This is a genomic window from Planococcus sp. 1R117A, assembly GCF_051417975.1.
GTDB classification, from domain to species: Bacteria; Bacillota; Bacilli; order Bacillales_A; family Planococcaceae; genus Planococcus; species Planococcus shenhongbingii.
The window spans coordinates 781243-794152 of record NZ_JBPRLO010000002.1 but is presented as its reverse complement, the minus strand read 5'-3'; the positions used below and the strand labels follow the sequence as shown (position 1 = coordinate 794152).

General features: G+C 43.2%; 12 protein-coding genes. 8 read left to right on the top strand and 4 right to left on the bottom strand.

Annotated elements, in window-relative coordinates:
- Positions 1–195 precede the first annotated feature (195 nt).
- Positions 196–1296: a metallophosphoesterase family protein gene (locus tag ACSFXN_RS09365; protein WP_437149834.1), complete on the bottom strand. Its 1101-nt coding sequence runs from the start codon at positions 1294–1296 to the stop codon at positions 196–198.
- Between the two features lie 420 nt (positions 1297–1716).
- Between ACSFXN_RS09365 and ACSFXN_RS09360 the strand changes: the two genes are divergently transcribed.
- On the top strand, positions 1717–1860 hold the full coding sequence (locus ACSFXN_RS09360; protein WP_437149833.1) for a hypothetical protein: 144 nt from the start codon (positions 1717–1719) through the stop codon (positions 1858–1860).
- 15 nt (positions 1861–1875) lie between these two features.
- Positions 1876–2115 (top strand): hypothetical protein, encoded by a 240-nt coding sequence (locus tag ACSFXN_RS09355; RefSeq protein ID WP_437149832.1) that lies wholly within the window; start codon positions 1876–1878, stop codon positions 2113–2115.
- A gap of 77 nt (positions 2116–2192) precedes the next feature.
- Here ACSFXN_RS09355 and rpsD read toward each other — a convergent pair whose 3' ends face one another.
- Positions 2193–2795: a 30S ribosomal protein S4 gene (rpsD, locus tag ACSFXN_RS09350; protein ID WP_437149831.1), complete on the bottom strand. Its 603-nt coding sequence runs from the start codon at positions 2793–2795 to the stop codon at positions 2193–2195.
- A gap of 326 nt (positions 2796–3121) precedes the next feature.
- On the opposite strand from rpsD, the gene megL reads away from it, so the two are divergent.
- A complete protein-coding gene (gene megL / locus ACSFXN_RS09345; RefSeq protein WP_437149830.1) occupies positions 3122–4330 on the top strand; it encodes a methionine gamma-lyase in 1209 nt (402 codons plus the stop codon).
- 46 nt (positions 4331–4376) lie between these two features.
- Here megL and ACSFXN_RS09340 read toward each other — a convergent pair whose 3' ends face one another.
- Both ACSFXN_RS09340 and hisJ read right to left on the bottom strand, forming a co-directional pair.
- Positions 4377–4856: a GAF domain-containing protein gene (locus ACSFXN_RS09340; protein ID WP_437149829.1), complete on the bottom strand. Its 480-nt coding sequence runs from the start codon at positions 4854–4856 to the stop codon at positions 4377–4379.
- A gap of 78 nt (positions 4857–4934) precedes the next feature.
- Positions 4935–5726, bottom strand: coding sequence for a histidinol-phosphatase HisJ (gene hisJ / locus ACSFXN_RS09335; RefSeq protein ID WP_437149828.1), 792 nt, complete (start codon positions 5724–5726; stop codon positions 4935–4937).
- 155 nt (positions 5727–5881) lie between these two features.
- Here hisJ and ezrA point away from each other — a divergent pair, with 155 nt between their 5' ends.
- The 5 genes from ezrA (at position 5882) to rarD (ending at position 12844) form a co-directional block, all read left to right on the top strand.
- Entirely contained in the window at positions 5882–7585 is a 1704-nt protein-coding gene (ezrA, locus tag ACSFXN_RS09330; protein ID WP_437149827.1) for a septation ring formation regulator EzrA, read from the top strand.
- Between the two features lie 59 nt (positions 7586–7644).
- Positions 7645–8739: a cysteine desulfurase family protein gene (locus tag ACSFXN_RS09325; protein WP_437149826.1), complete on the top strand. Its 1095-nt coding sequence runs from the start codon at positions 7645–7647 to the stop codon at positions 8737–8739.
- 34 nt (positions 8740–8773) lie between these two features.
- On the top strand, positions 8774–9976 hold the full coding sequence (gene thiI, locus ACSFXN_RS09320) for a tRNA uracil 4-sulfurtransferase ThiI (RefSeq protein ID WP_437149825.1): 1203 nt from the start codon (positions 8774–8776) through the stop codon (positions 9974–9976).
- Positions 9977–10120: 144 nt separating this feature from the next.
- A complete protein-coding gene (gene mbcS / locus ACSFXN_RS09315; RefSeq protein ID WP_437149824.1) occupies positions 10121–11695 on the top strand; it encodes an acyl-CoA synthetase MbcS in 1575 nt (524 codons plus the stop codon).
- A 231-nt stretch (positions 11696–11926) separates the two neighbouring features.
- Positions 11927–12844, top strand: coding sequence for an EamA family transporter RarD (gene rarD, locus ACSFXN_RS09310; protein ID WP_437149823.1), 918 nt, complete (start codon positions 11927–11929; stop codon positions 12842–12844).
- Positions 12845–12910: the final 66 nt, after the last annotated feature.

Genomic DNA, 12910 nt, shown 5'->3' with positions numbered 1-12910 from the left:
TATCGGTATTATGTGCTTTAAGTTTATGGCCTAGTGCAGCAGTTTGGCGGGATAAGCAATACTGAAGCCACAAAAGAATGTAAGTCTTTATAATCGGGAGGTCTGTCACTTTTTGAAAGGAAATCATATGAAAAGCCACCTGAATGTATAATAGGTGGCTTAGCTAATGATATTTTCTATATGCAATTAATAAAGTTATTGAATCCCAAAGTCCTCAGCGAAAAGCATTTTTGTGTCAACGAGTACACCTTCTGCATTTTCATCCAGGTTGAATACCCGTGCACCGCGCAGCCTGTCGTTTTCTTCGCCGCCAAGGCCATAGCTTCCAAATCCAGTACTTCCTGCGTAGCCTAATTTGATTCCGTAATAGTCCCCAACGAAAGTATTGATGTGGTCATGACCAGAGAAGACGCCTTTCACATCGCCTCTTTCCAGCATCGCTGCAAACATACCACTGTTAAAAGGACCTGTGCATATACATTCGTTCTTTTCACCTACGATATTATGTTTTTCTACTGCTTTCTGATGACTTTCTTCTGTTCTGTCGGATGGACTTGCATACCACATGTTTTCGAATTCAGGCAGTGGAATATGCATGAATGCCAGTGATGGAACTTTATGTCCAGTTGTTTGCTCCAGTTTTTCTGATGTTTCAGAGTACCACTCAACTTGATCGTGGCGGAGCCAATCCCATGTTTGATAACCATCAAAATTCTGTCCTGCAACTTCGTCTGGAGCATATCTGCCGCTATCAAATAGCCAGATGTTAAAGGCTGGATCTGTATTCTTGGAGTTATTGATAACCAGGTTTGTATTGCCAGTTCCAGTAACATCCTTAGGTCCCGGCTTGTTTACATTGTGTTCATAAGACATATAAATTTCAAGCATATCCGTTTCATCCAAACCGGTCTTCGGTGTATGGTCTTCATCATGATTACCAAAAGTAACTGCCCATTGGATGCCTCTATCTTCCATTGGCTGTGCAATGGTATCCAAGGCTTGCTTCACTTCTTCGGCAGTATCAAGCTCAGCAGTAAGCATGTCACCATTTAATATGGCTATATCCGGGTTTTGATCATCAAGCACCGTGTTCATCAATTCGATCGTACGGGAATCGACATCCTCGTCATCCTGGATATCGTTAAATTGTACAATCTTATACTTGCCATCAGAGTTAAATTGAAGCTTTTCATTCTCATTGACCTTCCCTTGAACGGAGAAAGTGCTAAAGTTGGTAGTAATTAAAATTACAGCACTTACAATGATGATTATTCCAGTTAATGATTTTAATTTCATAAAATACACTCCTTTTCTAAGATGTAGTTAAACTATAAGACATAAGTATTAACCCTATATTAATTTACTATATTGTCTTTGTGAATAAAGGCAGTGTATCCAGTTTACAGATTTTAAAAATTAGAAGAGAGCGTGAAGAAGAGGGAGTTATATTGTAAGCTGCCAACAGTATGAGTTAGCCGAATCCAAACAGATACTTGAAATCTAAAAAATCACAGATATAACGAATATAAGTCTAAATGTGAACAGGCTTGGTACCCCTCAAAAAAGCGAATGGGAACACCGTTTCAAATCTCAAAGCGAATGGCATTTACACGGTGCGCTACAACGCCAGTACAACGTCTTTTATCTTACAGGGTGAAGGAACTTCGGGTAATGCCACTGCTTCTGACCTTCTCTCTGGCAAAACAGAGAGCATAGATGCAGGAGGCATTAAAGGAACGGTGCCGAATAGAAAAAGTGAATTACAATATGACCATGATGCTGTTGCAGAAAGACGAAGGAGCATACGCCCTGATTGATCTCATGATGATCAGTGAAGTCAACCCTTTAACTTTAAAATGAAAAGAGGCGAATGAATTGAAAATCAACAAGAACATGCGCCGAGTAGGGGACATTAAAGACAGGGGTAGCATCAAATGGCAAGGAATGTTTTTAACCGAGCATGTTCAAATGCTGCGTGATCCGGTAGAGGAAGATAAGTATATTCCGAGCCGAAAAAGGTTTGGCGTTTTTTTGTATGATGAGCGCCTGTCCACTTATTATTTGTCCCCCAAAAAAAAGAACGATCTAGTCCGATGTATTACAAAAAGCAGGTAAATAGAAAAAACCCTGAAAGTCCTTGATTTAACAAGGTTTTCAGGGTTTTAAATACTATCGTTTACTAAGCACTTTTATTAACGTGAGTAGTATTCAACGATCAACTGTTCGCTGATTTCAGCAGACAATTCGCTGCGCTCTGGGTAGCGTACAAAAGTACCTACTTTAGTGTCAGCATCGATTGATACATATTCAGGTACAAAGTTGCTTACTTCGATTGCTTCGTTTACTACATCAAGGTTGTTTGATTTTTCACGGAAAGCAATTGTTTGTCCTGGTTTTACGCTGAATGACGGAATGTCAACGCGTTTGCCATCAACAAGGATATGGCCGTGGTTTACCAATTGGCGAGCTTGGCGGCGAGTGCGCGCAAGACCTAAACGATAAACAACGTTATCAAGGCGAGCTTCAAGCAAGATCATGAAGTTTTCACCGTGTTTACCTGGCATTTTGCCGGCTTTGTTGAATAAAGTTTTGAATTGGCGTTCGTTAACACCAAACATGAAACGAAGTTTTTGTTTTTCTTGAAGTTGCAAACCGTACTCAGAAACTTTTCTGCGTTGGTTAGCACCGTGTTGACCTGGTGCGTAAGGGCGTTTTTCTAATTCTTTACCTGTTCCGCTAAGAGATACTCCTAGACGACGGGACAGTTTCCATGCTGGACCTGTATAACGAGACATATATGTCTCCTCCTCTGTTTTTGGTTTTTGAAGTAAAATAAAAACCAGATGCATTCATGCTGTAAGCCATTTTATATTCTTGTACCTTCGCTCTGCAGCCATGAGTTACGCGATACACCTACTATAGAGGAATAAAATGGACAGACACGCACATACAACTGCTGCGATTATTTTACACAAACTATAGTATAACCGGATGGTCACTCAAAAGTCAATAGTTATACCCAGCTTCAAGAAAAGGCAGCTTTCCTTTTTTTACTATTCAAGGTAAAATGAAAGTAGATATAATGTAAGCGCTTTCTATTTTGGCTAAGGGGTGTATAACTATGAATGAAAAAACGATTAATTTGGAGACGGCAGTAATTCATAAGGGGTATAAAAGTTCACTTCATCACGACAGCTTAGCGACTCCGCTTTATCAGACTTCAACATTTTCGTTTGCGACTGCGGAAGAAGGCGAAGACCGTTTTGCCGGGACTTGTGAAGGCAATATTTATTCCCGCTTAGGAAATCCGACAGTCCGGGTATTGGAAGAACGCATGTCAGAAATTGAATACGGGGAAGGGGCACTTGCATTTGGCTCGGGAATGGCCTCTGTCAGTGCGATATTGATTCACCTGACAAAAGCTGGAGACCACGTTCTTTGTTCTCGGGGGATTTACGGCTGTACCTTTGGCCTTCTGGAAATGATGGAAGAGAAATATGGCATTACCCATGACTTGGTTGCCATGACTACTGAACAGGAAGTTGAACAGGCATTACGTCCAGAAACCGTATGCATTTATGTTGAAACTCCGATCAATCCGACGATGGAAATTGTGGATCTGGAAGCGGTCTGTGCAGTGGCTGCAAGGCGCGGCCTGCGTGTAGTAGTTGATAATACATTCAGCTCCCCTTATTTGCAGAATCCTTTGCAGATAGGCGCGGATTTTGTTTTGCACAGCGCCACTAAATATCTGAACGGCCACGGGGATGTAGTAGGCGGCATATTGGTCGGCAAAGATGCAGAAGAAATGCAGCGGATCCGAATGAGCGTCCAGAAAGATGTCGGGGGGATTATGTCACCATTTGATGCCTGGCTTTTGCTTCGCGGTATGAAAACTCTCCATGTCCGAATGGACCGGCACATTTCAAATACAAAGAAAGTGCTGGAGTTTTTGAAACAAGAACCGATAGTGAAAAAGATTTATTATCCATTTGATGACGATCATCCACAAGTGGAAATTGCAAAACGCCAGATGCGTGACGGCGGAGGATTGATTTCATTTGAAATCGAAGGCGGCAAAAAAGAAGCACAAGCGTTTATGAACGCTTTATCGCTGATTAAGATTGCCGTCAGCTTGGGTGATGCTGAAACACTTATCCAGCATCCCGCTTCAATGACCCATGCTGTGGTTCCGCAAAAAAGCAGGGAAGCGATGGGAATAACAGAATCTTTGATGCGTTTATCAGTCGGTCTTGAACATGTAGATGATTTGACGGCAGACTTGGCGAAAGCATTTGAAACGGTAAAAGCAAAATTGCAGAAAGCATAACAAAACGCCCGGACTTCTCAAATGGAAGTCCGGGCGTTTTCATTTTTTAAAGATGCTTCAATAATACGGCTGTAAACAGTTCGAGGCCTTCTTGGTCTTCTTTCGTAAAGCGGCTGAGTTCTGGGCTGTCGATATCAAGAACCCCAATCACTTCACCGTCTTTAATCAATGGAATGACAATTTCGGACTGAGAAGCTGCGTCACAGGCAATATGTCCAGGAAAAGCATGGACATCTTCAATGAGCATGGTTTTCTTTTCAGAAACCGCAGTTCCACAGACCCCTTTGCCCACCTGGATCCGGACACATGCCGGAAGACCCTGGAATGGACCGAGTACAAGTTCACCATCTTCCATTAAATAAAAACCGACCCAGTTGATCCGTTCTAAAAATTGGTTCAGCAATGCGGAAGCGTTGCTTAAATTAGCGATGGTATTGGATTCACCTTCCAATAGAGCATCTAACTGCTTTCCAAGCAGCGTGTATTGTTCTATGCTTGTACCGCTGTAACTTGTTTGAGTGAACATGATAGGCCTCATTTCGTTTTATGATTGGCATGGACAAGAATTCCATGCCTTGAAGATTATATCGGCATTGGTGCTTTTTTAATTATAAAGTTTGTCGTAATGCTTATGCAAGCCATTAACGCTATGGGCATCTGAACCGAACACCAGCGGAATTCGAAGAGATTCGGCAACAGGGATGAAGTTTGCCGGCGGATAAGATTCCAGGCAATCAGGCTTGGAAAAGCCGGCGCCATTCAAGTCCATTTCATAGCCGGCTTCAGCGATTTTTTCAAAGACGCCTTGAATGCGGCGGGAATCATCGATTTTTTCCCCATGAGCCAGCTGGAATTTATGGACGAGCGTCGGATGGCCGATTCTTTTTGGTTTAAACTGGCCAAGCTGAGCTGCAATCGAAGCTTCTACGGTATCGTAATATAGATCGTAGACGTTTTGAACCGAGCCGGCTTTTTGAGCTAGCGCCATAAAAACTTCACTGCTGTAATCCATGCAAAGATATTCATCGTTTACTCTAAGGAAATGAACGGATAAAATAGAATCGTCGAGAGAGGGGCCATATTCTTCAAGGAAAGAACGGGTTTCCGTTTCATAACCAACAATATAATCCACCTCCAATCCAACTCGGATGAGAATATCATGTTTATATGCATCTTTTGCTTGTCGTATGGCGTCCAAATAAGGGAGCATATTCTCCAAATTCATCCCGCTGTCTTTCTCTGGAGTCGGATCTATGAAAGAAGAGGGGAGGGGAGCGTGTTCGGTAAAGGAAATATCACCAAAACCGGATTCGATCGCTTTTTCTATGTAGGCATTCAGTTTGTCTTTAGTGCCATGAGGACAAAAAGGAGTGTGGATATGTCCATCTCTTTTCATAAAAACACCAGCTTTCTTTCAAGGTTTGAAAATATTTCTTTCATTTCTTCTATTTTCACAAACAAAAGAGTAGAATACATGTTAAAATAGTAGAATCATGTAAAACATTTATATAGAATAGGAAATGTGATTTTGAACAGGGGGCTATATGACTTATGATGAAGTATATCATCATTGCGGTCATCATTCTATTAGCGGTAATTATCGTCGGCTTTTTGTTTCGCAAGAAGCATAACGCGGAAATTGAACGCTTGGAACAATTAAAACTGCAAATACAAAACAAACCGATACTCGAAGAATTGACAAAAGTAAAACAATTGAACATGAACGGCCAGACCGAAGAAATGTTTGAGCGCTGGCGTGACATATGGACGGAAATTATGGATGTACATATTCCGAAAATTGATGCATCCCTCTTTGATGCAGAAGATGCGATTGACCGCTTCAGATTCGGAAAAGCTTCAGAGATTGAAAATGACGTCGAAGTCCGCATCGATGATGTCGACCGGCAGATGAATGAAATCTTAAGTGAACTTGAAGAATTAATCGGCAGTGAAGAGAAAAACCGCAGCGAAATGGATATGATGAGAGACCATTACCGCCTGGCGCGGAAAAACTTATTGGCTCATCAGCATTCGTATGGAGCGGCGGCTGTTCCTCTTGAAAAGAGACTCGAATCGTTCTCACCGCTATTTGCCGAATACGATCAATTGACTGAGCAAGGAAATTATCTGAAAGCCCGGGAAATCGTTATGGGCTTAGCAGATGAAGGAAATTATGTTTTTTCTTTGATCGATGACATTCCGCCGCTGTTAACGGACATCCACTCAAAAATACCGTCTTATATCAATGAACTGCGCAATGGAATCCGAGAAATGGAAAGCCAATCCTATTATTTGAACCACTTGGAATTGACGGACCAATTAGATGACATGGAGCAAGAGCTGGTTGTGATGAAACAGAATATTGCGGAACTGAATGTCGCGGAGACAAAAGAAAAAGTTGAAGCGATGAAAGAGCGCATTGATTCGTTTTATGAGCTGCTTGAAAAAGAAGTTAAAGCAAAGCATTATGTGGATCAGCATAAAGCAGAAACATCGCGCCATCTGGAACTGATTACACGTGATACTCGTGATATGTATGACGAGTGCGTAGTGGTCCAGCAAAGTTATAAAATTTCGGACAGCGATGCAGCGATTCCTAAAGCCTGTTTGCAAACCTTGGAAGATTTGCAGCAGCGGTTCGATTTACTTAAATCCCGTTCTGAAGAAAAACATGCTGCATATTCCAGTCTCGAAGAAGAACTGTTGATCATCCAGGAAGAGCTGGCAAAAATCGATGTCATTCAGCATGACTTCACAAGCTCGTTGAAGAGCCTGCGAATTGATGAAATTGAAGCCCGCGCTAGAGTGGAAGACTTGAAGCGCCAATTGCAGGAAACCGACAGAATGCTGTATAAAGCCAATGTACCAGGCATTCCGGAAGAAATGGATGTCCGGCTTGAAGAAGCGGAAGAGCATTTATTTGTCGCCATGCAAGGTTTGCAGGAAGTTCCATTAAATATGAAATTAGTTGATAATTACTTAGTGAAAGCTGAGAAAAGCATTGAAGACGTAGAAGAAAAAGCAAAAGAAATGATTGAAAACGTGCTGCTGATTGAACGCATCATCCAATACGGCAACCGCTACCGAAAAACGAATCCACAGATGCATGCCAAGTTGATGGAAGCAGAAGAATCGTTCAGACAGCTCCGGTATACGAAAGCATTAGACGAGGCAGCTACAGCTGTCGAAAGCTTTGAACCAGGTTCAATGAAACGTATTGAGGTACTGGTTAAAGAAGAAGCGTGGCGAGTTTAAAAACAAAAAGAAAACCACCAGCTCCCGTGCTGGTGGTTTTCTTTTCGGAGGTGGAGAAAATGATTTACTTGGACAATAGCGCAACAACCAAACCTAGAAAAGAAGTGCTCGAAACTTTTATCACAGTAAACGAGCAATATTATGCGAATCCTGCCTCCATTCACCGGATGGGAAACGAAGCAGAGGATTTATTGGAAGGGGCGCGTGCCCAAATCAAGCAATTATTAAAGATGGAACACGCCATCTTTACATCCGGAGGGACCGAATCGAATAATTTAGCATTGTTCGGTGTTGCTAAAGCTTACCAGCACCGGGGAAAACACATCATAACAGCAGTCACCGAGCATCCATCTGTGCTGAAAAGCTTAGAAGCTCTTGAACAGCAAGGGTTTGATATCACGCGTTTGGCAGTCGATCGTTCAGGTGCCATCGATTTGAATGAGTTGAATAACGCACTCAGACAAGATACGATTCTTGTAAGCTTGATGCATGTCAACAATGAAATCGGTACAATCCATCCAATTGCAGAAATCAAAAAGCTGCTGAAAGGATCTCGGACTTTATTCCATGTAGATGCTGTCCAAAGCATTGGAAAAGTTAAACTTCCTGCTGATTCCATGCCGGACTTATTAAGCATCTCAGGCCATAAAATTCATGGACTGAAAGGCAGTGGGGTTTTGGCGTATAACCAAGTGGAATTAGAGGCAATTCTCCACGGCGGTGGGCAGGAGTTCGGTTTGCGAAGCGGGACAGTAGCCGTGCCGCAAGCGGCAGCGCTGGCAAAGGCATTGCGCCTGGCAGAACTAAAGTCTGACTATGCAGAATGGAACAAAGACCTTCGCACATTTTTCAAAGGATTTAATGGGGTTAAAATTATCAGTCCGGAAACAGCAGCTCCACATATATTGGCGATTGCACTGAAAGGCTTGAAAGGTGAGATTTTGGTAACGGGGCTTCAACAGGAATCGGTCATTGTCTCGACATCCAGTGCCTGCTCATCCAAAAGCAAAGAAATCAGCCATGTGATTGAAGCGATCGGTGTCCCCCGTGAATTTAAAGAAGGGGTCATTCGCATCAGCTTCGGAGCGTTTACCACCGCGCAGGATATAGTGGAATTGAAAAAGGCATTCGAGCGGGTTTACCGTTTAGTTTAATAAATTTACAGGGAAATAAAGGAGTTCAAACAGCATGAAAACAAACCAAGTCCTTGTCCGTTACGGGGAACTATCAACCAAAGGAAAAAACCGCAGCTCGTTTATCGGACGGCTGCGGGATAACGTCCGCCAGACGTTTTCTGACTTAGAAAGCATCCGGATCAAAGCAGAGCGCGACCGCATGTTTATCTATTCAGATGAGGAAAAGGATATGGAGAAAGTGTTGGAAAGATTGCCACTGGTTTTCGGCATCCAATCGTTCAGCCCGGTAACCCAGTCAGAATTGACGTTTGATGCGATGAAGCAAGCAGCGATTGCAGTGGTCAGTAAAGTGGACCGCCAAAACAAAAGCTTTAAAGTGTCAGTGAAACGTCCGAATAAAGCTTTTCCATATGAGAAACCCGAAATTACGCAGGAAATCGGTTCACATGTACTTCGCAACTTTCCGGAATTGACTGTCCAAATGAAGCATCCGGATATTGAACTGAAAGTGGAGATTCGTGAAGAAGCGGCGTATATGATGGCAGAAGTGATTCCAGGCGCTGGCGGTTTGCCAGTGGGGGCGGGTGGAAAAGCGCTCTTAATGCTGTCCGGTGGCATCGACAGCCCGGTTGCTGGCTATCATATGCTGAAACGAGGGGTAAGGCTGGAGTTGATCCATTTCTTCAGCCCTCCATTCACCAATGACCGGGCAAAAGAAAAAGTGTTGGATCTGGCGGATAAGTTGAGCCAGTTTGGTTCTTCGGTCAATCTGCATATCATTCCGTTTACGAAACTGCAGCAGGAAGTGCATAAACAAGTGCCGGATAATATCACGATGACGTCGACGCGGCGGATGATGATGCGCGTCGCTGACTTGGTGCATGCAGAAACAAAATGCCAGGCAATCATTACAGGAGAGAGCCTCGGGCAAGTAGCCAGCCAAACCTTAGAGTCGCTGCATGCCATCAATGCAGTGACGAATACGCCAGTGCTGCGGCCGTTGATCGCGATGGACAAGCTGGATATCATTGAAACGGCACAGCAAATCGGTACTTATGAGATTTCCATTCGTCCCTTTGAAGATTGCTGCACGATTTTCACGCCGGCTAGTCCGAAGACGAAGCCGAAGCTTGAGAAAGTGGAATACTACGAAAAATTTGTATCATTTGATGATCTGATTCAAGAAGCGGTGCAAGAACGGGAAACCATTAGATTTCCGAGGGTGCAGGAAGCGAAGTTCGAGGGCTTGCTATAAAAGAACGATAAAAACAGCTAAGAGTAAAAGCTAAATTTTACTCTTAGCTGTTTTTTCTTTTTTTATAATGATTTTGAATAATAAAAATCTTCCTGTATAATAATAGAAGTATAAAGTCATTCATTCATATAGGGGGGATACATAATGAATCGTGAAGAATTGCTGGCACCGGAAAGTTATAATTTAGTCGAAGAAATTGAAAAATTTGCTGCAGGCGACGGCAAATTAGCGATTATTTGGGAAAATGACAAAGGAGACTCCCAGCAAGTTACATACGATGAACTGATTCTCCGGGCCAATAAGGCAGCGAACAGTTTTGAAAAAGCAGGTTTGAAAAAAGGGGATATTGTCCTCGTGATGGTGCCGCGCTTGATTGAAGCGTATGTCGCGTACATAGGCGCATTGAAAGCAGGCCTGGTTGTAATTCCAAGTTCTGAAATGCTGCGGGCTAAAGACATCTCTTACCGTTTGAACCATAGCAATGCAAAAGCCGTCATTGCATATGAACCATTCATGGATCAATTCAATGAAGTGGAAGAAATGAAAAATGTCATTAAATTCGTTATTGGCCATTCCGATCAGTCATGGGTTTCGTTGACGGAAGAAATGGAATCAGCTTCTGACGTTTATCAAGCTGCCGATACGAGAAATGACGATATGGCGTTTTTATCTTACACGTCAGGAACGACAGGGAACCCTAAAGGCGCAGTGCATAGCCATGGCTGGGCTTATGCGCATTTGCGGACTTCGGCAGAGCATTGGCTCGGTGCACAAGAAGGCGATTTGGTATGGGCGACAGCCAGCCCTGGATGGCAGAAATGGATTTGGAGCCCCTTCCTTGCAACTTTGGGCAGCGGAGCAACCGGATTTGTTTATAATGGCAAATTCGATCCGGAAGTTTATCTGCAGATTCTGGAACGCCGCGGAATCAATGTATTATGCTGTACACCAACCGAGTACCGCTTGATGGCGAAACAGAAAAACCTTTCATCATTCGACTTAAAGGCTTTGCACAGTGCAGTTTCCGCTGGTGAACCGTTGAATGCGGAAGTGATCAACGTGTTTAAAGAAAACTTCGGCCTTGAAGTCCGGGACGGCTATGGCCAGACAGAAAACACTTTGCTTGTCGGAGTTATGAAAGGGATGGAAATCCGCATCGGTTCAATGGGGAAACCGACGCCGGGCAACCGGGTGGAAATCATTGATGAATTCGGTAACCCTGCGCAAGCTGGCGAAGTGGGGGACATTGCTGTCCATGTGAATACGCCTGCATTATTCAAAGGATATTTCAAAGACGACGAACGCACGAAAATGCAGTTCCGTGGTGAATACTATGTGACGGGAGACAAGGCATCGAAAGACGATGACGGTTATTTCTGGTTTGAAGGAAGAGGCGACGACATCATCATTTCTTCCGGCTATACAATCGGACCGTTCGAAGTGGAAGATGCACTCGTCAAACATCCGGCTGTTCAGGAATGTGCAGTAATCGGAGCGCCGGACGAAATCCGCGGAACGATCGTTAAAGCATTTGTCGTTTTGGTTCCAGGCCATGAACCTTCCGAGGATCTCGTCAAAAACTTGCAGGATCATGTGAAAGAACTGACAGCTCCTTATAAGTATCCGAGAGCGATCGAGTTTGTAGAGGAATTGCCAAAAACCGCATCAGGGAAAATTCGGCGCGTCGAATTGCGCCAAAAAGAACAAGCGAAAAAGTAAGAGCGGAAGTATGAGGACTGATATTCCATTTCACTCCAGGCGGGTGCTTTACACGGAATGCCGATTAAATGACCGAGAGTGAAATGGCTTTTCAGCAACTTAACGAAAAGCAAGAGCGGCTGGTGCAAACTGGCTGCTTTTTTCAATTGTTTACTTTAGAATTAGACGGGCATATAATAGTTTTATTATTTCGAGAAACAAAATAAAAGGAAGAATGGTGAGAAAAGCGAGATGGCAGCAGAGAAAAAAGGCATACTATATACGATTTTAACTTACGCCATATGGGGGATATTACCTCTTTACTGGAAACAAGTCGACCATGTACCAAGTGACGAAATATTGACGTCCCGCATCTTGTGGGCTTTTGTTTTGACGGTTTTGTTTATCATTGTGATAAATGGCGGAAAACAATTGATTGCTGACTTGAAGAGTTTATGGCAATCCAAAAAGACATTTTTCTTATTGATGCTGGCGTCTTATTTGATAACCGCCAATTGGTTTTTGTATATATTTGCCGTTACAAACGACCGGATTGTTGAAACGAGCATGGGCTATTACATCAATCCGCTTGTTTCGATGCTGCTGGGTGTTTTCTTTTTAAAAGAAAAATTATCACCGGCCATTAAAGTCGCATTTGTCCTTGCGGCAATTGGTGTCAGCATCCTGGCAATCTCGTATGGTACGCTGCCATGGCTGGCTTTTGGGATGGCTTTAAGTTTTGCGTTCTACGGCTTGATCAAAAAGACCATCAAATTGGATGCGCTGCGGGGACTGGCACTTGAAACTTTATTTGTGTTGCCGCTTGCGATTATCTACTATATTTATCTGTTTTCCACCAGCCAGGCTTCTTTCCTGAACGAAGGAGCTTCGACAGATATTCTGCTTATCATCAGCGGTGCCGCTACAGCGCTGCCTTTGGTTTTATTTGCAACAGGAGCTCCTCTTATCCCCATGTATATGATCGGATTTTTGCAATACATCGCACCGACGTTGATGCTCCTTTTGGGCGTATTGGTTTACGGTGAGTCCTTCAATCGAATTAGCGCAATTTCATTTTCATTCGTTTGGGTAGCGTTGCTCATATTTACGACCTCAAAAGTTTTGGAAGCAAGAGGCATTAAAAAAGAGAAATTGAATGCGCAGCATTGATTCATCCGAGGTAAAATGAAACATTTGTACAAGATAGCCGTATAATAAAGAGAGAAAAAAGGAGGT

Excerpts from the sequence above, each read along its gene's own strand:
- ACSFXN_RS09360 (WP_437149833.1), top strand. The coding sequence starts at position 1,717 with ATGCAGGAGGCATTAAAGGAACGGTGCCGAATAGAAAAAGTGAATTAC.
- thiI (WP_437149825.1), top strand. The coding sequence starts at position 8,774 with ATGAAAACAAACCAAGTCCTTGTCCGTTACGGGGAACTATCAACCAAA.
- ACSFXN_RS09365 (WP_437149834.1), bottom strand. The coding sequence starts at position 1,296 with ATGAAATTAAAATCATTAACTGGAATAATCATCATTGTAAGTGCTGTA.
- rarD (WP_437149823.1), top strand. The coding sequence starts at position 11,927 with ATGGCAGCAGAGAAAAAAGGCATACTATATACGATTTTAACTTACGCC.
- ezrA (WP_437149827.1), top strand. The coding sequence starts at position 5,882 with ATGATGAAGTATATCATCATTGCGGTCATCATTCTATTAGCGGTAATT.
- mbcS (WP_437149824.1), top strand. The coding sequence starts at position 10,121 with ATGAATCGTGAAGAATTGCTGGCACCGGAAAGTTATAATTTAGTCGAA.
- hisJ (WP_437149828.1), bottom strand. The coding sequence starts at position 5,726 with ATGAAAAGAGATGGACATATCCACACTCCTTTTTGTCCTCATGGCACT.
- rpsD (WP_437149831.1), bottom strand. The coding sequence starts at position 2,795 with ATGTCTCGTTATACAGGTCCAGCATGGAAACTGTCCCGTCGTCTAGGA.
- ACSFXN_RS09340 (WP_437149829.1), bottom strand. The coding sequence starts at position 4,856 with ATGTTCACTCAAACAAGTTACAGCGGTACAAGCATAGAACAATACACG.
- ACSFXN_RS09325 (WP_437149826.1), top strand. The coding sequence starts at position 7,645 with ATGATTTACTTGGACAATAGCGCAACAACCAAACCTAGAAAAGAAGTG.
- megL (WP_437149830.1), top strand. The coding sequence starts at position 3,122 with ATGAATGAAAAAACGATTAATTTGGAGACGGCAGTAATTCATAAGGGG.